This window comes from Pseudomonas sp. PL-6, assembly GCF_054110165.1.
Genome location: NZ_CM134189.1, coordinates 1,725,647 through 1,746,175, shown reverse-complemented (window position 1 = coordinate 1,746,175; position 20,529 = coordinate 1,725,647). Strand labels below are relative to the sequence as shown.

Annotated in this window: 16 protein-coding genes; 10 read left to right on the top strand and 6 right to left on the bottom strand. The window is 67.6% G+C overall.

The window, feature by feature from the left end; translation table 11 throughout:
- Positions 1-35 precede the first annotated feature (35 nt).
- Positions 36-998 carry a DMT family transporter gene (locus tag ACW9UL_RS08020; RefSeq protein ID WP_021443242.1) on the bottom strand — a complete coding sequence of 321 codons (963 nt, stop codon included), beginning with the start codon at positions 996-998 and terminating at the stop codon, positions 36-38.
- A gap of 282 nt (positions 999-1,280) precedes the next feature.
- On the opposite strand from ACW9UL_RS08020, the gene ACW9UL_RS08015 reads away from it, so the two are divergent.
- Positions 1,281-1,541 (top strand): DUF6316 family protein, encoded by a 261-nt coding sequence (locus tag ACW9UL_RS08015; RefSeq protein WP_457790018.1) that lies wholly within the window; start codon positions 1,281-1,283, stop codon positions 1,539-1,541.
- Positions 1,542-1,581: 40 nt separating this feature from the next.
- On the opposite strand, the gene ACW9UL_RS08010 is transcribed toward ACW9UL_RS08015, so the two are convergent.
- Positions 1,582-2,571 (bottom strand): alpha/beta fold hydrolase, encoded by a 990-nt coding sequence (locus ACW9UL_RS08010; RefSeq protein WP_457790016.1) that lies wholly within the window; start codon positions 2,569-2,571, stop codon positions 1,582-1,584.
- Positions 2,572-2,819: 248 nt separating this feature from the next.
- A complete protein-coding gene (gene metE / locus ACW9UL_RS08005) occupies positions 2,820-5,123 on the bottom strand; it encodes a 5-methyltetrahydropteroyltriglutamate--homocysteine S-methyltransferase (RefSeq protein WP_457790014.1) in 2,304 nt (767 codons plus the stop codon).
- 361 nt (positions 5,124-5,484) lie between these two features.
- Between metE and ACW9UL_RS08000 the strand changes: the two genes are divergently transcribed.
- From ACW9UL_RS08000 to ACW9UL_RS07960, 9 genes are all read left to right on the top strand, one after another.
- Positions 5,485-8,139, top strand: a complete 2,655-nt coding sequence (locus tag ACW9UL_RS08000) for an autotransporter family protein (RefSeq protein ID WP_457790012.1) — start codon at positions 5,485-5,487, stop codon at positions 8,137-8,139.
- A 1-nt stretch (position 8,140) separates the two neighbouring features.
- Positions 8,141-9,031, top strand: coding sequence for an alpha/beta hydrolase (locus ACW9UL_RS07995; RefSeq protein ID WP_457790010.1), 891 nt, complete (start codon positions 8,141-8,143; stop codon positions 9,029-9,031).
- 113 nt (positions 9,032-9,144) lie between these two features.
- Complete coding sequence (gene metR / locus ACW9UL_RS07990) at positions 9,145-10,062, top strand: transcriptional regulator MetR (RefSeq protein ID WP_122107348.1); 918 nt, start codon at positions 9,145-9,147, stop codon at positions 10,060-10,062.
- 89 nt (positions 10,063-10,151) lie between these two features.
- A complete protein-coding gene (locus ACW9UL_RS07985) occupies positions 10,152-10,571 on the top strand; it encodes a hypothetical protein (RefSeq protein WP_457790008.1) in 420 nt (139 codons plus the stop codon).
- Between the two features lie 88 nt (positions 10,572-10,659).
- Positions 10,660-10,866, top strand: a complete 207-nt coding sequence (locus ACW9UL_RS07980; RefSeq protein ID WP_021443794.1) for a DUF2933 domain-containing protein — start codon at positions 10,660-10,662, stop codon at positions 10,864-10,866.
- 18 nt (positions 10,867-10,884) lie between these two features.
- Positions 10,885-11,556, top strand: coding sequence for a methyltransferase family protein (locus ACW9UL_RS07975; protein ID WP_457790006.1), 672 nt, complete (start codon positions 10,885-10,887; stop codon positions 11,554-11,556).
- Positions 11,553-13,931 carry a heavy metal translocating P-type ATPase gene (locus tag ACW9UL_RS07970; protein ID WP_457790004.1) on the top strand — a complete coding sequence of 793 codons (2,379 nt, stop codon included), beginning with the start codon at positions 11,553-11,555 and terminating at the stop codon, positions 13,929-13,931. The genes ACW9UL_RS07975 and ACW9UL_RS07970 overlap by 4 nt, the downstream gene beginning before the upstream one ends.
- The gene (locus ACW9UL_RS07965) at positions 13,928-14,164 is read left to right on the top strand and encodes a hypothetical protein (RefSeq protein WP_457790002.1); all 237 of its coding nucleotides are present in this window, start codon (positions 13,928-13,930) and stop codon (positions 14,162-14,164) included. The genes ACW9UL_RS07970 and ACW9UL_RS07965 overlap by 4 nt, the downstream gene beginning before the upstream one ends.
- Before the next feature lie 138 nt (positions 14,165-14,302).
- Positions 14,303-14,716 carry a hypothetical protein gene (locus tag ACW9UL_RS07960; protein ID WP_457790000.1) on the top strand — a complete coding sequence of 138 codons (414 nt, stop codon included), beginning with the start codon at positions 14,303-14,305 and terminating at the stop codon, positions 14,714-14,716.
- A gap of 39 nt (positions 14,717-14,755) precedes the next feature.
- Here the strand turns inward: ACW9UL_RS07960 and ACW9UL_RS07955 are convergent, their stop codons facing one another.
- The 3 genes from ACW9UL_RS07955 to ACW9UL_RS07945 all read right to left on the bottom strand — a co-directional run.
- Entirely contained in the window at positions 14,756-17,923 is a 3,168-nt protein-coding gene (locus ACW9UL_RS07955; RefSeq protein ID WP_457789998.1) for an efflux RND transporter permease subunit, read from the bottom strand.
- Positions 17,920-19,425, bottom strand: a complete 1,506-nt coding sequence (locus ACW9UL_RS07950; RefSeq protein WP_457789977.1) for an efflux RND transporter periplasmic adaptor subunit — start codon at positions 19,423-19,425, stop codon at positions 17,920-17,922. The genes ACW9UL_RS07955 and ACW9UL_RS07950 overlap by 4 nt, the downstream gene beginning before the upstream one ends.
- Positions 19,422-20,529: TolC family protein (locus ACW9UL_RS07945; RefSeq protein WP_457789975.1), on the bottom strand; the 1,108-nt coding region annotated here is incomplete at its 5' end. The genes ACW9UL_RS07950 and ACW9UL_RS07945, both read right to left, overlap by 4 nt.

The window sequence follows — 20,529 nt, the reverse complement described above, 5'->3', positions numbered from 1 at the left end:
GCCTGGATTGCCGGCTGCTGGTGCGCGCGGCGCCTCTACGCCCTGGCCAACCGCCTTGCCTTGCGCGCGCGCAGCCCGGCCAGCAGCGACGGCCCCAGCGCGGTCAGCGCCGAGCCCAGCACCACCAGCAGGGCACCGCCGTAGGCGATCCAGTTGACCTGCTCGGGCTGCACGTGATCCGGCCACCAGCTCGCCGCCACGGCCACCGAGGCGAAGGTCACCAGCGGGGTGATGGCCAGGGTGGCGCTGACCCGCGAGGCCTCCCAGTGCGCCAGCGCCTCGGCGAAGGCGCCGTAGGCGACCAGGGTGTTGAGGCAGCAGGCCAGCAGCAGCCAGCCCTGCAACGGGCTCAGCTCGAGCGCCTGCAGCGGCTGCGCCCAGGGCGTCAGCAGCAGGGCGCAGGCCAGGTAGATCACCATCATCACCTGCACCGAGTTCCACAGCGTCAGCAGCTGCTTCTGCGCCAGGCCGTAGAAGGTCCAGACGAAGGCCGCCGCCAGGACGATCAGCACGCCGGCGGTGTAGGCGGTGAGCGAGGTCAGCAGCTCGCCCAGGCGCTGGTTGAAGAACAGCACGAAGCCCAGCAGCAGGATCGCCAGGCCGATGCCCTGGCCCAGGCTGAAACGCTCGCGGAAGACGAACAGGCTGCTGACCAGCAGCAGGATCGGCGCCACCTGGATCACCAGCTGCGTCGTGCCGGGGCTGAGCAGATTGAGGCCGACCAAGTACAGCACGTAGTTGGCGGTCAGTCCGGCGATCGCCAGCACCAGCAGCCAGGCGCCCTTGCGCCCCAGCGGGCGAAAGCGCGGCAGCCGGCGGGACGCGGCCAGGTAGGCGAGCAGCAGCGAGCCGGCCACCAGCAGGCGGTACCAGGTGACGGTGACCGGGTCCATCACCTGCAGCACTTCTTTCAGCTTGATTGGCAGGATGCCCCAGAGCACGGACGTGGTCAGGGCGAGCAGCAGGCCGTAGAGCCAACGGCCAGAGGAGATATGCATGGCGACCTCGAAACGGGCGACCCGGCAAGTCGCTCGGGCCGCAAAGCGCCATTCTAGGAGGCGGACCGCAACCGGCACAGTAACAGTTAGGCGGCGTTGCACGGCGCAACTGTACCGCCCTCAGCCCTGAAAATGTCAGGCTTCCGGCGCCAAAATCTTGGAAAACTCGGCAAAAAGCACCAATCAGGCCGACAACCTCGACCACTGGTCGCTTCGCTCGGCAGAGCGCAAGGCGCGCAGTAGACTCAAGTCATTCCGCCCCTTGCAGATGGAGCCCGCGTCATGTTCGGCCAACGCAACGTCGATCCCCAGCCCGGGACCCATTACCGCAGTTCGCGCCTGAGCGCCGTCAACGGCCAGTATTTCTTCGCCACCCGCGAAGGCACCCTGGAAGGCCCCTTCATGTCCCGCCACGACGCCGAGCTGAGCATCGCCCGCTATATCGATCGGGTGAACATGGCCGACAAGCTGCTGCGCCACAGCAACGAACATATCGACAACCTGCAACGCCGCGCGGCGATCAAGCATAACCAGGAACTCTGAGCGCACCTGGATGCCGGGGCGCATGCCCTCGCCTCTTATCTCACAGCCTTGCCAGCCCCAGATCCTGCCGGTGCGCGGCCAGATGCGGCAGCACGGCGGCCAGCAGCGGCTCCTTGAATGCCTCCTGAAAGCGATGGGCCAGCCCCGGAATCAGCTTGAGTTCGGCCCCCCGGATATGCGCCGCCACGTGCACGCCGTGCATCACCGGCAGCAGCGGGTCGGCGGTGCCGTGCACCACCAGGGTCGGCACCCGCAGGCGACCCAGCAGCGCCACCCGGCTCGGTTCGGCGAGGATCGCCAGTAGCTGACGCTGCACACCCTCGGGGTTGAAGGCGCGGTCGTAGGCCAGCTGTGCCTGCTGCAGCAACAGCGCACGGTCGTCGCGCACCGCCGGGCTGCCCAGTGCGGCGAGCAGGTCGGCCTGCTGCTGCAGCGCCGCCTCGCGGCTGCCCGCCTCGCGCCGCGCCAGCAGGCGCAGCAGCGACTCGTCCGGTGCCGGCAGGCCCTGCGCGCCGGAGCTGGTCATCACCAGGGTCAGGCTGAGCACCCGCGCTGGCGCCAGGTCGGCCAGGTGCTGGGCGATCATGCCGCCCATGCTCGCCCCCAGCACATGGAAAGCCGCGACGCCCAGAGCGTCCATCAGACCCAGGGCGTCGCCGGCCATGTCGCGCAACCGGTAAGGCGCGCCCGGCGCCAGGCCGAGGCGGTAGCGCAGCACCTCGTAGCCCAGGTTGATGGTCGGCACCGGCTGCCGCCAGCTGCTCAGGCCGACATCGCGGTTGTCGAAACGTATCACCCGAAAACCCTGCTGGCACAGGCGCTCGACCACCTCGTCGGGCCAGTGGATCAGTTGCCCGCCCAGGCCCATGACCAGCAGCAACGCCGGGTCGCGCTGGCTGCCGATGCTCTGGTAGGCCAGGCGCACGTCGCCGACGTCCGCGTAACGGGTCGGTTGCTCGAGCTCGCAGCGAGTCGCCGCCCAGGACGGCAGGCCGCACAGCAGCGCCGCCAGGAAAATAAATAGACGCATGAAAACACCGGAAACGCAGAACCCCACTGAACCGCGAGTCTGGTGATAGTCGTTCGCGAGCGCTGCCACACAACGATGACAATTTGATGAAGGAAGACGAGCGGTCGCCCTGCGGCTCCGCGTTGGGCTTCGCTGCGCTCAGCGCCAACCTACGTCCGTAGGTTGGGTTGAGGAGCCTGCGACGAAGCCCAACGCCCCTGGCGCCCATCGAACGCCAACGCAGGCAAACCGACAGGGCGAAGCGCCGATCAGGCCAGTTCGGCGCGCAACTGCCTGGCGGCGGCGACCATATTGACCAGCGCCGCCTCGGTCTCCGACCAGGCGCGGGTCTTCAGGCCGCAGTCCGGATTGACCCAGAGGCGCTCGACGGGAATGCGCGTGGCTGCCTTGCGCAGCAAGCCGGCCATCTCGGCGCTGTCCGGCACGCGCGGCGAGTGGATGTCGTAGACGCCCGGGCCGATCTCGTTGGGATAGGCGAAGCGCTCGAAGGCCTCCAGCAGCTGCATGTCCGAACGCGAGGTCTCGATGGTGATGACATCGGCATCCATGGCGGCGATGGCTTCGATCACGTCGTTGAACTCGCTGTAGCACATGTGGGTATGGATCTGCGTCTCGTCGCGCACGCCGCTGGCGGTCAGACGGAAGGCCTCGGTCGCCCAGTCCAGATAGCCCTGCCAAGCGGCCCGACGCAGCGGCAGGCCCTCGCGGAAGGCCGCCTCGTCGATCTGGATGATCTTGACGCCGGCCGCCTCCAGGTCCAGCACTTCGTCGCGGATGGCCAGGGCCAGCTGGCGCGCCTGCACCTCGCGCGGCACGTCCTCGCGCGGGAAGGACCACATCAGCATGGTCACCGGCCCGGTCAGCATGCCCTTCATCGGCTTGGCGGTCAGGCCCTGGGCATAGCGAATCCAGTCCACCGTCATCGCCCGCGGACGGCTCAGGTCGCCGACTATCACCGCCGGTTTGACGCAGCGCGAGCCATAGCTCTGCACCCAGCCGAAACGGGTGAAGGCGTAGCCGTCGAGCTGCTCGGCGAAGTATTCGACCATGTCGTTGCGCTCGGCCTCGCCATGCACCAGCACGTCCAGGCCGAGGTTTTCCTGCACCTCGACGGCGTGACGGATCTCGCTGTGCATGGCCTCGGCGTACTCGGCCGCGCTCAGCTTGCCGGCCTTGAATGCCTGCCGCGCCAGGCGAATGGCGGCGGTCTGCGGGAAGGAGCCGATGCTGGTGGTCGGCAACGGCGGCAGCTGTAGGTGCGCGCGCTGCTTGGCGCTACGCGTGGCGAAGGGCGACTGACGCTGGGCATGACGCGGGCGGATCGCCGCCAGGCGCGCCTGCACCTCGGCCTTGTGGATGCGCTTTGATGCGGCGCGGGCGGCCTGCACCGCGCGGCTCTGCGCCAGCGCGGCCTGCACCTCGGCATCCTCCGGCGCCTCCAGCGCCTGGCCGAGCAACGCGACCTCGCGGCATTTCTGCACGGCGAAGGCCAGCCAGCTCTTCAGTTCGGCGTCCAGCTGATCCTCGCGTCCCAGGTCCACCGGGCTGTGCAGCAGCGAGCAGGACGGCGCCACCCACAGGCGCTCGCCCAGACGTTCGTGGGCATGGCGCAGCAGCTCGAGCACCTTGTCCAGATCGCTGCGCCAGACGTTGCGGCCGTTGACCACGCCGAGCGACAGCACCTTGTAGGCCGGCAGGCGATCGAGGATGGTCGGGTACTGCTCCGGCGCACGCACCAGGTCGATATGCAGGCCGTCCACCGGCAGGTTGGCGGCCAGGCCGAGGTTGTCCTCCAGGCCGCCGAAGTAGGTGGCGATCAGCTTCTTGCCCGGCTCGCGCTGCAGCAGGTTGTAGGCGCGCTCGAAGGCGTTCTTCCAGTCCTGCGGCAGATCCAGCGCGAGGATCGGCTCGTCGATCTGCACCCATTCCACGCCCTGGGCGGCCAGGCGCCGGAGCATCTCGCCGTAGACCGGCAGCAGACGTTCGAGCAGCTCCAGTTTGTCGAAGTCGCTGCCCTTGACCTTGCCCAGCCACAGGTAGGTCAACGGGCCGATCAGCACCGGCTTGACGGCGTGACCGAGGGCATGGGCTTCGTCCACTTCCTCGAACAACTGCTCCCAGCTCAGGGCGAACTGCTGGTCGACGGCAAACTCAGGCACCAGGTAGTGGTAGTTGGTATCGAACCACTTGGTCAGCTCCTGGGCGTGGGCGCCGCCACAGCAACTGTGGTCGCTCTGGTTGCCAACGGCGCCACGGGCCATGGCGAACAGAGTATCGAGGCCCGGCTTGCCGGCGGCCGGACGAAAGCGCTCGGGGATCACGCCCAGCGCCAGGGAATGGCCGAGCACCTGGTCGTACCAGGCGAAGTCGCCGACCGGCAGCAGCTCGATGCCGGCGTCCCTCTGCAGCTGCCAGTGCTCGGCGCGCAGGCGCTGGCCGACCGCACGCAGACCGGCCTCGTCGAGCGTGCCTTGCCAATGGGCTTCGAGGGCTTTCTTCAGTTCGCGGTCGCGACCGATACGGGGAAAACCGAGGGAATGGGACAGGGCCATGTCAGAACGCTCCATAGGGAAATCGAGATGGCGCTATTCTCGGCAGACGCATCGAGTGAGACAAACTCAAGATATTTGGATTGAACTATAGAATTTTTCATGTAAAGGCCGCGGATTGCATGCCCCCGGAGCAGCAGGCGCGGCTGAGCGAGTAGCTAATGTCCGAGCCCCCAGAGAACATGCAGCCTAGAGCCAAAGCGGCGCCCTCGAACCGCTTTGATTTTTTGCGATATGCCACGTATCTGAGCTGCCATCCAGCAAAAAAATGGCACTTGGCCTTCACTCCAATTAATCTTCCCCACCTGTTTCATCCCTCCCCCGTCGTGCTTTTTCGGAAGCCTTATCGAGTAAGGAACACTCCATGCGCCTGCGCTTTGCCCGCAAGACCCCGCTCGCCCTTGCCGTTTTCGCCAGTCTCGGCGCCTCTCTCGGCCTTCAGGCACAGACCCAGGACGTGAGCGGCCAGGTACCCTTGGAATTCGGCAACGACCTGGCCGAATCACTGACGTTGACAGGAGCAGCATCCGCCTCCACGGACGACCTCATCGAGTTCGGTGGCATCCTGATCCAGGGCGATGTCACCAACCAGGCCGACCTCGACGCCTCGGGCGACTCCAACAGCGCCATCGATGTGGACGGCAGCAGCATTACCGGTACCTTCACCAATAACGGCAACCTGAGCAGTCAGGGCAACCCTGCCACCACACTCAACTTCGGCATGAGCTCGGTTCAGGGCATCGTCAACAACGGCAGCATCCATGGCAGCGGCGCCATGGATCCGAATGACGACGAAACCGTCAATGGTCTGTTGATCTGGAACAGCCAGATCGGTGCGGAAGGTCTGTACAACCACGGGCGGATCAGCGCCGAAGGCGACCATAGCCATGCGCTCAAGATAGAGAACGCCAGTCGCATCGATGGGGGGCTCTACAACTCCGGCCAGATCCAGGCCAGCGGCTCGGCCAGCCGAGCCATTAGCCTGGAAGACGGAAGCTCGATCACAGGGCTGTTGAATACGGAAACCGGCCTGATCAGTGCCAGTGGCGACTCCAGCCGCGCGCTTTCCATATCCCAGGGTAGTATCCAGCCTGAACCTAGCTTCTTGACCAACCGCGGACTTATCCGGACCGAAGGACGCGAAAGCGTCGGCGTCTACATAGATCACCCGAACAACCTGCCCATCCTGATCAACGAGGGGCAGATATCTTCGCAAGGCGTCGGCAGCCGGGCCATCGTTCTCAACAGCGACTATGCGGATGCCCCCGCATCCTCTGAAAGTCTCTGGGTGATCAATACCGGTACCCTCCAGGCCGAGGGTATTGCCATCGAAACAGCGCCCACCCCTGCCAATTTCGCAGGCTTCGCGTCCTGGCTTCAGGTCGATATGTGGGCAGGACTGATTGAAGGTGGAGAGGCCGCCATCAAGGGCTCTGGCAATATCTCGGTGAACTTCGATGGCGGCGAGATTCGAGGCGACCTACTGGGGTTGCAAACCCTGTTCACCTCAGGCGATGCACTATTCAACGGCCAACTCATCCAGAGTCCTCTGCTCGGCGTTTCATCTCTGGAGCTGGGCCAGCCCCATACCCGTCTGGAGGGAAGACTGGAGCTTGCGGGTAACAGTAACCTCGACCTCAACCTGCACAACCAGACCGACGCCCATCGCGCCATTCTGGAAGTCACCGGCAATGCCTCGTTTGAATTCAATGACCAGATCCGCCTGAAGCCCGCGTCGGAAGATTTCCGCGGGCTACCGCTACGTGAATATGTGCTGGTCTCCGCCGCCCATATCGACGACCGGGGCGCCGCTTACAATGCTGGTCTTCAGGTCACCAGCCTGTCCGACCTGCTGCAAATCGAAAGCTACGAAGTGACCGACACCCGGGTCACCGCCATGGTCAAAAGCCTGTCCACGAAACAGCTCGGTGACTACCTGAGCGAACATGGCGCCCAGGCCTATCTGCTGCCCGCCTTTACCGCCTTCTACGGCACCACCCTCGGCAGTTTGCGCAACGACGATCCGCTGTTCGAAGCCACGGTAAGCAGCAACGGCGAACAACTGGTGCGCCTGGCGCAGCAGCTCGCGCCCGAGGTCAACGGCGGCGCGTCCCAGGCGGTTGTCGGTGGCCATCAGCTGATCAGCAACAGTCTTAACCAGCGCAGCGCCAGCCTGCGCCAGGGCCTGTCCTCCGGCGACGGGTTGAGCCAGACCGGGGTCTGGACGCAGGTGCTGAGCAGCGACGCCGACCAGGGTACCCGCCACGGCATTCCCGGCTATGACGCCGACAGCCAGGGCATCGCCATTGGCGCCGACGGCAAGCCGACCGCCCAGACCACCCTCGGCCTGGCCTACAGCTACCTGACCAGCGACGTACGCAGCCAGACCGGCAACAAGACCGATATCGAGGGCCATGCCCTGACCCTCTACAGCGGTTTCGAACGAGATGCCTGGTTCGCCGACGCCAGCCTGACCTATGGCCGCAGCGACAACCAGAGCAAGCGCTACATCGCTGGTACCCGCGCCGAGGGCGACTACGACAGCGAACTGTGGGGTCTGAGCCTGCTCGGCGGCTATGGTCTTGATATCGGCCAGGGCCTGCTGCTCGAACCGCGTGTGGCCGCTCGGTACAGCAACGTGCGTATCGACAGTTTCCGCGAGAAGGGCTCGTCCGCCGCACTCGCCGTCGCCGGTCAGCGCTACGAAATAGGCGAGCTGGGTGCCGGCGTGCGCCTGGCCGGTCACTTCAGCGCAGGCCAGGGCAGCCTCGAGCCGGAAGTCCGGTTGATGGCCTACCATGACCTCATCGCCGACCAGATCAGCAGCACCAGCGCCTTCCTGGTAGGCGGCACGCCCTTCGTCACCAGCGGCGCCAAGCCGGCGCGCGACAGCTATGAAGCCAGCCTTGGCCTCCACTACCGACTTGGTGCGGTCAGCCTCGGAGTTAGCTACGACTACCTGAGCAAGGCCGACTTCTCCAGCGACACCGTACAGGCCAGGGTCCGTTACGATTTCTGATATGACCTGCCTGTACCGGGGCCCGCTGCTGCGGGCCTCATCGTTCCTGCTGGGTTTGGCAGCCGCCCTGTGCGGCTGCGCATCTCCCGGCATCCAGCTGGAAGAACTGGCCCGGCAGCAGAATCACCGGACGGTGACGCTGCAGACGACCGGGTTCGAACTGCGCGCCGTACTGCCGAACGCGGGGCAGCCGGACAGCCGGTTGCGGGTCTATCTGGAAGGCGACGGCCGGGCCTGGATCACCGCCACCCAGCCCAGCCTGGACCCGACCCCACGTAATCTGCTGGTGGCCCGCCTGGCGCTGGCCGACCCTCGCCCCAGCGTCTATCTGGCCCGGCCCTGCCAGTTCATCCAGTCGCCCGACTGCGGACCGCACCACTGGACAGAGGGACGGTTTTCCCAAACGGTACTCGACAGCCTGAGCGAGGCGCTCGATTGGCTGAAGCGGCAACATGGCAATAGCGACTTCGAACTGATTGGCTACTCCGGCGGCGGCGCGCTGGCCCTGCTGCTGGCGGCCGAGCGCGACGACATCGCCCAAGTGCAGACCCTGGCCGGTAATCTGAGCCCGAGGCGCTGGGCGCAACTACTCGAATTGGCTCCGCTGCAAGACTCGCTGGAGCCACTGGACCGCGTCGAACGCCTGAGGGCATTGCCCCAACGCCATTTGGCCGGGGTCGAGGACCGGGTGATACCGGCCGGTCTGCTGGCCGCATACGCCGCGCAGCTGGGCCCAGCCGACTGCCTGGCGCTACACCGGCTGGCCGGGGTCAGTCACCAGGCCGGCTGGCTCGAGCGCTGGCCGCAATGGCGCGACCGTCCTGTTGCATGCAATGCCGCAACGGGGCCGGCAGCCACGCCGAATGAGACAGGCTCAAGACATTTGTATTGATCTATAGAATCACTCATGTAGCCTGGATGAGGCTTTACCCATCCACCATCGAGCGGCGCGCGCCGGCGGTGGATACACACAGTGTCATCCACTCTAGGTTCCGTGAGTCCGCCATGCTCGAACTACGCCATCTGAAAACCCTGCACGCCCTGCGCGAAACCGACAGCCTGGTGGAGGCCGCCGAGCGCCTGCACCTGACCCAGTCGGCGCTGTCGCATCAGTTCAAGGAGCTGGAGGAGCGCCTGGGCTTGCAGCTGTTCGTGCGCAAGACCAAGCCGGTGCGCTTCACCAGCGCCGGCCTGCGCCTGCTGCAGCTGGCCGACGCCACCCTACCGCTGCTGCGCGGCGCCGAGCGCGACCTGGCGCGACTGGCCGGTGGCACCGCGGGCCGCCTGCATATGGCCATCGAGTGTCACAGCTGCTTCCAGTGGCTGATGCCGACCATCGACCAGTTCCGCGATGCCTGGCCGGAGGTGGAGCTGGACCTGGCCTCGGGCTTCTCCTTCGCCCCGCTGCCGGCGCTGGCGCGTGGCGACCTGGACCTGGTGGTGACCTCGGATCCCATCGAGCTGGCCGGCATCACCTATGTGCCGCTGTTCACCTACGAGGCCATGCTCGCCGTGGCCAACCAGCATCGCCTGGCGAGCAAGGCCTATATCCAGCCGGAAGACCTGGCCAGCGAAACCCTGATCACCTACCCGGTGGAGCGCGACCGCCTGGACATCTTCACCCGTTTCCTCGAACCGGCCGACGTCGAGCCGGCGCAGGTGCGCACCTCGGAGCTGACGGTGATGATGATGCAGCTGGTGGCCAGCGGCCGCGGCGTCTGCGGCCTGCCCAACTGGGCGCTGCACGAGTACAGCTCGCGCGGCTACGTCAGCGCCAAGCGCCTGGGCGAAAAGGGCCTGTTCGCCACGCTCTATGCGGCTATCCGCAGCGACATGCTGGATGCGCCCTTTATGCGCGATTTCCTGCTGACCGCCAAGGACACCTCCTTCGCCAGCCTGGAAGGCGTCAGCGTGGCGCGCTGACGGCCAGCGCCAGCATTGATCTGGATCAAGGCGCCTCGCACGCGGCGGGTCTTTACTGACAATACCTTCACCCACCTGCGGCCCGCGCCATGATCCAAGCCCTGCGCCAGCGCCATTCGAGGCTTGCCGGACACCTGGCGGTGCTGTGGCTCGTGCTGTTTCTCGGCTGCTCCCTCATCCATGTCGACAGCCACCCCCATCTGGATGGGCAACTGGGCGAGGAGTCGGCCAGCGTTCTCAATCTCGAGGAGGCGGCCACGTTCCTGCAGACCACCCACGGCCATGGCGCGGTGGGGACCGGTGCGCTGGACGACAGCTGCAGCGCCCTGCAGAACATCCTTTTCAGCCAACTGCTGTCGCTGCTGGCACTGGCCGCGCTGATCGCCATGCCCGGCCTGCTCGCCCTGCCCGACAGGCTGCGCGGCCGCCTGCTGCGTCTCGTCCCCTGCGCGCACGCGCCCGGTTTCCCGCCGCCCCTGCACCTGCAACTGCAGCGCTTCAACGAGTAACCCCGCCTCTTCCAGTGCAATGCGCAGCCTGCCCGCGCCGGTCATTCGCCGTGCCGGCAAGCTCCCTCCGATTCCTGGAGAGTCCGTCATGTCTCACGATCTGCGTCCGGCCCCCGCGGCCACTACCTGGCGTTTCTGGCCGGCCCTGCTGCTGTTCGGCGCCATCGCCCTGTTCCTCCTCTGGGAGGAGCACGAAGCCCATCTGCTCGGTGCCCTGCCCTACCTGGTCCTGCTGCTCTGCCCGCTGCTGCATCTGTTTATGCACCGTGGGCACGGTCGGCACGATCGTCACTGAGGCGGGAGGCTGCCGCATATGGACGCTACGACCTCGGCCTACGGCCTGTGGGGCCTGGTGATCGTCAATTCACTGGTATTCATCCTGTTCGCCTTCAGCTTCTTCAAGCCCAGCAGCGCGCGGGACTGGCGTACCTTCGGCAGCTTCGCGGCCTTTATCGTCGCGCTGTTCGTCGAGATGTACGGCGCGCCGCTGACCCTCTACCTGCTGGCCGGCTGGCTGCAGAGCCGCTACCCGCAGTTCGATCCGCTGTCCCACGAGGCCGGCCATCTGTGGCACAGCCTGCTGGGCCTGGAAGGCGACCCGCACTTCGGCGCGCCGCACATCCTCAGCAACCTGCTGATCTTCGCCGGCTTCTGGCTGCTGGCCACGGCCTGGCGCGTGCTCTACCGCGCGCAGCAGGCCGGCGAGCTGGCCGACAGCGGCCCCTATGCGCGCATTCGCCATCCGCAGTACCTGGCCTTCGTGCTGATCATGCTGGGCTTCCTGTTGCAGTGGCCGACCCTGCTGACCCTGCTGATGTTCCCCGTCCTGCTGCTGATGTACGTGCAGTTGGCCAGGCGTGAGGAACGCGAAATGCTCGCGCATTTCGGCGACACCTATCGCCGCTACCGCGACGCCACCCCAGCGTTCCTGCCCTGGCCAACGGCCCGTCCGCACGCCGCCGCGGACACGAGGAAGCAACCATGAACCACTTGCCCATGCTGCAGCCCACGGCAACACCCGATGACCAGGAACAGGTGCTCGACCCGGTGTGCGGAATGGCGGTCACCCCCGCCACGGCTGGAGCCAGCGCCGAGTTCGCCGGCCGGCGCTACTGGTTCTGCTCGGCGCATTGCCGCGAGGAGTTCCTGCGCGATGCGCCGCGCTATGCCCAAGGCAGCGCCGCCCAGCCCTGCCAGCACAGCCATACGCCGGCGAGCGCAGGCCGACAACTGGCCAAGGACCCGATCTGCGGGATGATGGTGGACAAGGCCACGGCGCTGTCGCGCGAGCGCGGCGGGCGCACCTACTACTTCTGCAGCGACAGTTGCGTGCGCACCTTCGAGTCGCCGGAGGCCGAGCTCAAGGCCATGCAGACCCGCGTGGCCATCGCCCTGACCGGGGTGCTGGCGCTGGCCCTGCTGCGCGCCGGCGCCTTTATCGGCCTGGCCACCGGCGCCATGCTGATGAGCTGGGTGCCGTTCGACGCGCTGCCGTTCTTCACCTGGGGCATGTGGCTGTTCCTGCTGGTGACACCGGTGCAGTTCATCGGCGGCTGGAGCTTCTACAAGGGCGCGTGGAATGCCATCCACACGCGCAACATCAACATGGATTTCCTGATCGCCATGGGCACCTCGGTGGCCTACTTCTACAGCGTGGCGGTGCTGTTCTTTCCCGAGGTGCTGCCGGTCAAGGTGGGCGAGCGCGAGGTCTATTTCGAGGTCTCGGCGGTGATCATCGCCTTCGTCCTGCTGGGCCGGTACATGGAGGAGATCATCAAGAAGAAATCCTCGGCCGCGGTGCGCCGCCTGCTCGACCTCAAGCCGGCCATCGCCCATGTGATCCGCGACGGCGAGGAAGTCGACCTGCCGGTGGAAAACGTCATGGTCGGCGAGATGCTGGTGGTCAAGCCCGGCGAGAAGATTCCCACCGACGGCGAGGTCAGCGAAGGCCAGACGAGCGTCGACGAGTCGATGCTGACCGGCGAATCGATGCCGGTGGACAAGCGCCCGGGCAGCGCGGTGATCGGCGGCACCCTCAACCGCAGCGGGGTGTTCCGCTTCAAGGCCAGCCGCATCGGCGCCGACACGGCGCTGGCGCAGATCATCAGGATGGTCGAGGAGGCGCAGGGCAGCACCGCGCAGATCCAGCGCCTGGCCGATCAGGTCACCGCCTACTTCGTCCCGGCGGTGGTCGGCGTGGCCTTCCTGGCGCTGTTCGGCTGGTCGCTGGCCGGCAGCTTTCCCCAGGGGCTGATGGCCTTTATCGCGGTGCTGATCATCTCCTGCCCCTGCGCGCTCGGCGTGGCCACCCCCGCCGCACTGATGGTGGGGGTCGGCAAGGGCGCCGATAACGGCATCCTGATCCGCGGCGGCGAAGTGCTGGAGCGGGCGGAAAAGCTCTCCACCGTGGTGTTCGACAAGACCGGCACCACCACCCGCGGCGAACCCGAGCTGACCGACCTGCTGGCCTTCGGCGACGCCGCCGAGGACGAGGTGCTGCAACTGGCCGCCGCTGTCGAATCCGGCTCCGAGCATCCGCTGGGCGCGGCCATCGTCCGCGCCGCCCGCCAGCGCGGCATGCGCCTGCCGAAGGCCGACGCGATCGAGGGCATTGCCGGCCATGGCATCGCCGGCACGGTCGAGGGGCGCAAGGTCTGGCTGGGCAACCGGCGCCTGTTCGCCCGCGAGGGCATCGCCAGCGCAGAGGCCGAGGCGAGTCTGGTCGCCCTGGAAGCCGATGGCAAGACCGCCATGCTGGTCGGCGTCGAGCAGCGCCTGCTCGGGGTGATCGCCGTGGCCGATACGGTCAAGCCGGAGGCGGCCGAAGCGGTCGCGGCGCTGCTGGCCGACGGCATCCAGGTGGTGCTGCTGAGCGGCGACAACCGGCGCACCGCCGAGGCGGTGGCGCGCCAGGTCGGCATCGGCCGGGTGATCGCCGAGGTGCTGCCGGACGACAAGGTCGCGGTGATCCGCCAGCTGCAGGGCGAGGGCCAGGTGGTGGCCATGGTCGGTGACGGCGTCAACGACGCCCCGGCCCTGGCCGCGGCCGAGATCGGCATCGCCATCGGTTCGGGCTCCGACGTGGCCAAGGAGACCGGCAGCATCATCCTTATCCGCGACGACGTGCGCGACGTGGTGGCCTCGATCCAGCTGTCGCGCGCGACCATGCGCAAGATCAAGCAGAACCTGTTCTGGGCCTTTATCTACAACACCGTCGGCATTCCCATCGCGGCCTTCGGCCTGCTCAACCCGATCCTGGCGGCCGCCGCCATGGCCTTGTCGTCGCTGTCGGTGATCGTCAATTCGGCGCTGCTCAAGCGCGTGCGCCTGGCGGCAGCGATGCCCAGGGAGGCCGCGTGAAACGCCGGGGCTACCGGCTATGCGCCTGGCTGGCCACGCTGCTGGCCGCTTGGCTGCTGTACCGCTACGGCCTCTCGCCGCTAACGCTGGCATTGGCGCCGTTGCTGCTGGCCTGTCCGTTGGCCGCCCTGCTCAGCCTGGTTCTGGCGCGCAAAACCGAGCGTGACATCGCCCTGGCGATTCGCGCGGAACTGACCCGACGGGCGCGATCCGCACCCGGGAGCAAGCCATGAGACGCCGCGCCCGCTCAGCTGGTGATACGGGCTCGGTAAGCGCCGGCTCGCCATCGTCCATCGCCAATTTCCTGCTGCTCAGGCATGCGTGCCTGAGCGGCATTTGCCACACCCCGTAACGACACCAGGAGAATCACCATGAACAGCAACCCGCGCAACGCACTGACCGCTCTAGCCCTCGCCGGCGCGCTGCTCAGCGCCCCCACCTTAGCCGAGCAGGCCCATCATCCGGAGCAGTTAGCGCAGAACCAGCAAGGCATGCCCATGGGCCAAGGCATGATGATGGACTGGTCGCAGATGCAGGACATGATGCGGCAGATGCACGGCACCAGCGACCCTCAGCAGCGGCAGAAGATCCGCAGCGAACACCGCCAGGCCATGCGTTCGCAGATGGGCATGATGAACCAGCGCATGCAGCAGAGCCAATGCCCGATGGCCAAGGATGCGCCCATGCAGCAACAATGCCTGAAGGACATGCACCAGAACATGCAGGACATGCTGCAGATGATGGAACAGATGCTGGAAAGCCAGTCGATGGCTAACGGGCAATGAACCGACGCGGCTCCGGTTGGCCAGCGGAGCCGCGTTGCCCTATGGTGCGCCGCGCACCCCGCCTTTCACCAGCGGTCCCGCCTGGCGCACCTCGCGCATACGCAACAGCTGGTAGGCCGCCGGCAGCACCAGCAAGGACAGCAGCGGCGCGCTGAGCATGCCGCCGACCATGGGCGCGGCGATGCGGCTCATGATCTCGCTGCCGCTGCCACTGCCCAGCAGGATCGGCAGCAGGCCGGCGATGATGGTCGCCACCGTCATTGCCTTGGGCCGCACCCGCTGCACCGCGCCCTCGCGAATCGCCTCGAGCAGGGCCGCCGGCGTGCCCTGCCCGGCCGCCAGGCGCTCGGCCCAGGCGTTGCGCAGGTACAGGAGCATTATCACGCCGAACTCCGCCGCCACCCCGGCCAGGGCGATAAAGCCTACCCCGGTGGCCACCGACAGGTTGTAGTCCAGCCAGTAGAGGAACCAGACGCCGCCGGTCAGGGCGAACGGCAGGGTGGCCATGATCAGCAGCGCCTCGTCGAAGCGCGAAAAGCACAGGTAGAGCAGCACGAAGATGATCAGCAGGGTCGCCGGCACCACCAGCTTGAGCCGCGCATTGGCCCGTTCGAGAAACTCGAACTGGCCGGAGAAACTCAGGCTCATGCCCGGCTGCAGGCGCACCTGCTCGGCGATGGCCAGGCGCAGGTCGGCTACCACCGAGGCCATGTCGCGGCCGCGGGTGTCGATATAGACCCAGCCGGAGGGCCGCGCATTCTCGCTTCTGAGCATGGGCGGGCCGTCGCTGATGGCGATGCGCGCCACCGTGCCGAGGGTGATCTGGCTGCCCACCGGCGTATAGATCGGCAGCTCGCGCAAACGGCTCAGGGAATCGCGCCACTCGCGCGGATAACGCAGGTTGATGGGAAAGCGCGCCAGGCCTTCCACGGTTTCGCCGACGTTCATCCCGCCGATGGCGCCGGCCACCAGTTCCTGCACCTCGGCGATATTCAGGCCATGGCGGGCGGCCGCCACCCGGTCGATATCCACATCGATATAGCGCCCGCCGGTGAGGCGTTCGGCCAGGGCCGAGCTGACCCCGGGCACGGTACGCGCCACCCGCTCCACCGCCTGGGTCACCGCGTCGATCTGCGCCAGGTCGCTGCCGGCCACCTTGACCCCGATCGGGCTCTTGATGCCGGTGGCGAGCATGTCGATGCGGTTGCGGATCGGCGGGATCCACAGGTTGGCCAGGCCCGGTATCTGCACCGCGCGGTCCAGCTCCTCCACCAGCTTGTCCGCGGTCATGCCGGGGCGCCACTGCTCGCGCGGCTTGAACGCGATGGTGGTCTCGAACATCTCCAGCGGCGCCGGGTCGGTGGCGCTGTCGGCACGCCCGGCCTTACCGAATACCCGCGCCACCTCGGGCACCGTCTTGATCATGCGGTTGCTCTGCTGCAGCAGCTGGGCGGCCTTCTGCGCGGACAAACCGGGCAATGCGGTGGGCATATACAGCAGGTCGCCCTCGTCCAGCGGCGGCAGGAACTCGCCGCCCAGCTGGCTGGCCGGCCACAGTGCGCTGAGAAACACCAGCAGGGCCAGCACCAGGGTCGCCTTGGGAAAGCGCAGCACCCATTCCAGCACCGGCTGATAAACACGGATCAGCCCGCGGTTAAGCGGATTGCGCTGCTCATCCGGGATGCGCCCGCGAATCCAGTAGCCCATCAGCACCGGCACCAGGGTCACCGACAGCCCGGCGGCGGCGGCCATGGCGTAGGTCTTGGTAAAGGCCAGCGGGCCGAACAGGCGGCCCTCCTGGGCCTGCAGGGTGAACACCGGGATAAACGACAGGGTGATGATCATCAGGCTGAAGAACAGCGCCGGGCCCACCTCCAGCGCCGCCTGGCCGATCACCTGCCAGTGCCGCTCGCCCTTGAGCTGCTGGCCCGGGTGCTCGGCATGCCAGTGTTCGAGCTTCTTGTGGGCGTTTTCGATCATCACCAGGGCCGCGTCGACCATGGCGCCGATGGCGATGGCGATGCCGCCGAGGGACATGATGTTGGCGTTGATGCCCTGCTGCTGCATGACGATAAAGGCGATCAGCACCCCCAGCGGCAGCGAGACGATGGCCACCAGGGAGGAGCGCAGGTGCCAGAGAAAGGCCAGGCAGACCAGGGCCACGACGACGAATTCCTCCACCAGCTTCTCGCCCAGGTTGCGCACCGCGCGGTCGATCAGCTGGCTGCGGTCGTAGGTGGTGACGATCTCCACGCCCTCGGGCAGGCTGGCCTTAAGCTCGTCGAGCTTGGCCTTGACCGCGGCGATGGTGCTGCGCGCGTTCGCCCCGCTGCGCAGGATCACCACGCCGCCGACCACCTCACCCTCGCCGTCCAGCTCGGCGATGCCGCGGCGCATCTCCGGGCCGAGCTGGATATGCGCCACCTCGCCCAGGGTCACCGGCACGCCGCCGGCGTCCAGGCGCAGGGGGATGGCGCGAAAGTCCGCGAGGCTCTGCAGGTAGCCGGAGGCGCGCACCATATATTCGGCCTCGGCCAGTTCCAGCACGCTGCCGCCGCTTTCCTGGTTGGCCTCGCCGATGGCCGCCACCACCTGCTGCTGGGTGATGCCGCGGCTGGCCAGCTTGATCGGGTCGAGCAGCACCTGGTACTGCTTGACCATGCCGCCGATGGTCGCCACCTCGGCGACGTTGGCCAGGGCCTTGAGCTCGAAGTTGAGGAACCAGTCCTGCAGGCCGCGCAGCTGCGCCAGGTCGTGCCGGCCGCTGCGGTCGACCAGGGCGTACTGGTAGATCCAGCCGACCCCGGTGGCATCCGGGCCGAGGGCCGGCTTGGCCCCGGCCGGCAGGCGCTCCTGGATCTGGCTGAGGTACTCCAGCACCCGCGAGCGCGCCCAGTACAGGTCGGTGCCGTCCTCGAACAGGACATAGACGAAGCTGTCGCCGAAGAAGGAGAAGCCGCGCACCGCGCTGGCCCCCGGCACCGAGAGCATGGCGCTGGCCAGCGGGTAGGTGACCTGGTTCTCGACGATCTGCGGCGCCTGGCCGACATAGGGCGTGCGGATGATCACCTGGGTGTCGGACAGATCCGGCAGGGCATCGATGGCGCTGTTCTGCACCGCCCAGACGCCCCAGGCAGTGGCGAACAGGCTGGCCAGCAGCACCAGCAGGCGGTTGGCCAGGGACCAGCGAATCAGCGCGGCGATCATGGCTGCACCTCGTCATGGCCGTGGTCGCCATGCTCGGCGGATGCCAGCGGCTGAATCCGTTCGATCAGCAGGCCCTCATCGCTTTCGCGCACCGCCACGCGCACCCGCTGGCCGGGCTGCAGGCCCTGCAGCAGGGCGCTATCGACCACCGGGAAGAACATGCTCATGCCCGGCATGCCCAGGGTCTTGAACGGACCATGGGTGAGCAGCAGACCATCGGCCTCGATCTCGTCGATCTGCCCCTCGGCCTCATGCAGGGCCGGCTGTAGCTTGACCTCGGCCGCCGGCTGCCCCAGCTCCTGAGCCAGCAGGCCACGCAGGCTGGCCTCGGAATCCAGCAGGAACTGCCCGGACGCCACCACCTGCTGGCCCTCGCTCAGGCCTTCGAGGACTTCGACCTGGTCGCCCTGCTCGCGGCCGATGCGGATTTCCAGCGGCCGGTAGCGGCCCTCGCCCTCGGCCAGCAGCACCAGGTTGCGCCGGCCGCTGCGGATCACCGCCTCGCTGGGCACTAGCAGGGTCTCGCTGCCCTGGCTGTGCTGCAGGCGCACCCGCGCGCTCATACCGGGGCGCAGGCGCCCCGCGGGGTTGTCCAGCACCACCCGCAGGCGCAGGGTGCGGCTGTCCAGGTTGGCCTCGGGCAACAGCGCCTCGATACGGCCGCCGATACTCTCCCCCGGCAGGGCCGGCAGCAACACCTCGACCGGCTGGCCGGGCTCGATCCCGCTGGCTTGCGCCTCGGGCAGCGCCACCTCCAGCCAGACCCGCTGCAGGCCGTTGATCCGCGCCAGGCTCTGCCCGGCGCTGAGGGTCATGCCCTCGCGCACCTCCAGCTCCTGCACTACCCCGGCAATCGGGCTGGTCACCGTCCACAGCCGCTGCACCTGGCCACTGCGCTCCAGGCGCGCGATCAGCGCCGCCGGCATGCCCACCAGCTGCAGGCGCTGGCGCGCCGCGGCCAGCAATTGCGGCTGGTCGAGATCACGCAGGGCCAGGTATTCCTCCTGCGCCGCCAGCCAGTCGGGTACCAGCAGATCCACCAGCGGCGCGCCGGCCGCCAGCAGGTCCTCCGGCGCCAGCGGGTAGACCCGCTCGACGAAGGCGGAGCTGCGCGTCTGCACCAGGGCCACGTCGCGCTGGTCGAAGCCCAGGCTGCCGACCACTTCCAGCTCGCCCTGCAGCGGCCCGCGCACCACCGGGGCCAGGCGCATGCCGAGGTTCTGGGTCAGGCGCGGGTCGATCTGCATGGCCGTGCTCGGCGCATCGCCGACCTGCGTATCGGCGTAGCGCGGCACCAGGTCCATATCCATAAAGGGTGACTTGCCCGGCTGCTCGAAACGCTGCTGCGGGTACATGGGGTCGTACCAGTAGAGCACCGGACGCTCGCTGTCAGCCGCCACGGGCGCATGGCCATGCTCCTGACGGCCAAGCCAGTAGCCGCTGGCCGCGCCGACGGCAATCAGGACGACGAGGCCCAGGGCCTGGATCGGTAAGGGGCTCATTGGTCACGCTCCTGCTGGTTGGCGTAGGCGAAATGCAGGCGGGCAGCAACCAGCGCCCGCTGTTCGAGAAAGTCCAGATGGCGCAACTGCGCCTCCACCCGCTCGCGGCGGACGGCGATCAGCTCGCCCAGCTCGCCGCGACCGGCCTGGTAGTCGGCCAGGCTCAGGCGTACCCGCTGCTCGGCCAGGGGCAGCAGTTGCTCCTGGCTGCGCTCGACGGCGCGCTGCAGGCGACGGTGCTCGGCCAGGTCCATGGCCAGCTGCAGGGCATGCTCACGCAGCAGCGCCTCGCGCTCGGCCTCCAGGGCCAGCAACTCGGCGCGCTGGGCGGCGATGCGCGGGTTCTGCCGACTGCCGGCGAACACCGGCAGGTCGATGCTCAGCTGCAGCGAGAGCATGTCGCCGAAGGCGCGATCACGCTGCTGGTAGGCCAGCTCCCAGCTCCAGTCAGGGCGTCTGTCGGCTTCGGCCAGCTTGACCCGGGCCTCGGCCTCACGGGTCTGCGGGACGTAGGCCTGCAGTTCGGGGTGCTGGGGCAAGGCATGGCGGTAGCGCGCCTCGTCCACCGGCCAGTCGGGCAAGGGGCCCAGCAGCGACTCGTCGGCCGCCGCGCCGACCCAGCGGCGCAGGACGGCGCGGGCCTGGCTGCGCTGCTGCTGCAGTTCATCCTCGCGTTCGGCCAGGGCCAGGGCCTCCTGACGCGACGCCAGGCTGTCGGCGCTCTGCCCGCGCCCGCCGGCCAGGCGCGCCTGCACCGCCCGCTCGAGCAGGCGGTTCTCGGCATAGAAACCCTGGAACAGCTGCAGGCGCTGCTCCAGGGCCTGGGCGACTATCCAGGCCTGGGCGGTCTGCCGCTGCACCTGCAGGCGCTCGACCTGTTCCTGGGCCGCGGCCGAGTCGATGCCCGCCCGCGCCAGCTCGACCCGGGCGCTGCGCTTGGCGCGGTTGGGCACCTCCTGCATGACGCCGAGCATGCGCATGGTCATGGGCTCGGCATCCAGGCGCCAGCGCTCCTGCCCTTCGATGGGCAGGTTCTGCAGGCCCAGCAGCAGTTTCGGATCGGGCAGCTCGCCGGCGGGCACGGCGGCCTGGCGCGCCGCCTCC

Excerpts from the sequence above, each read along its gene's own strand:
- ACW9UL_RS07955 (WP_457789998.1), bottom strand. The coding sequence starts at position 17,923 with ATGATCGCCGCGCTGATTCGCTGGTCCCTGGCCAACCGCCTGCTGGTG.
- ACW9UL_RS07950 (WP_457789977.1), bottom strand. The coding sequence starts at position 19,425 with ATGAGCCCCTTACCGATCCAGGCCCTGGGCCTCGTCGTCCTGATTGCC.
- ACW9UL_RS07975 (WP_457790006.1), top strand. The coding sequence starts at position 10,885 with ATGGACGCTACGACCTCGGCCTACGGCCTGTGGGGCCTGGTGATCGTC.
- ACW9UL_RS08010 (WP_457790016.1), bottom strand. The coding sequence starts at position 2,571 with ATGCGTCTATTTATTTTCCTGGCGGCGCTGCTGTGCGGCCTGCCGTCC.
- ACW9UL_RS08000 (WP_457790012.1), top strand. The coding sequence starts at position 5,485 with ATGCGCCTGCGCTTTGCCCGCAAGACCCCGCTCGCCCTTGCCGTTTTC.
- ACW9UL_RS07980 (WP_021443794.1), top strand. The coding sequence starts at position 10,660 with ATGTCTCACGATCTGCGTCCGGCCCCCGCGGCCACTACCTGGCGTTTC.
- ACW9UL_RS08015 (WP_457790018.1), top strand. The coding sequence starts at position 1,281 with ATGTTCGGCCAACGCAACGTCGATCCCCAGCCCGGGACCCATTACCGC.
- ACW9UL_RS07970 (WP_457790004.1), top strand. The coding sequence starts at position 11,553 with ATGAACCACTTGCCCATGCTGCAGCCCACGGCAACACCCGATGACCAG.
- metE (WP_457790014.1), bottom strand. The coding sequence starts at position 5,123 with ATGGCCCTGTCCCATTCCCTCGGTTTTCCCCGTATCGGTCGCGACCGC.
- ACW9UL_RS07985 (WP_457790008.1), top strand. The coding sequence starts at position 10,152 with ATGATCCAAGCCCTGCGCCAGCGCCATTCGAGGCTTGCCGGACACCTG.
- ACW9UL_RS08020 (WP_021443242.1), bottom strand. The coding sequence starts at position 998 with ATGCATATCTCCTCTGGCCGTTGGCTCTACGGCCTGCTGCTCGCCCTG.
- metR (WP_122107348.1), top strand. The coding sequence starts at position 9,145 with ATGCTCGAACTACGCCATCTGAAAACCCTGCACGCCCTGCGCGAAACC.
- ACW9UL_RS07960 (WP_457790000.1), top strand. The coding sequence starts at position 14,303 with ATGAACAGCAACCCGCGCAACGCACTGACCGCTCTAGCCCTCGCCGGC.
- ACW9UL_RS07995 (WP_457790010.1), top strand. The coding sequence starts at position 8,141 with ATGACCTGCCTGTACCGGGGCCCGCTGCTGCGGGCCTCATCGTTCCTG.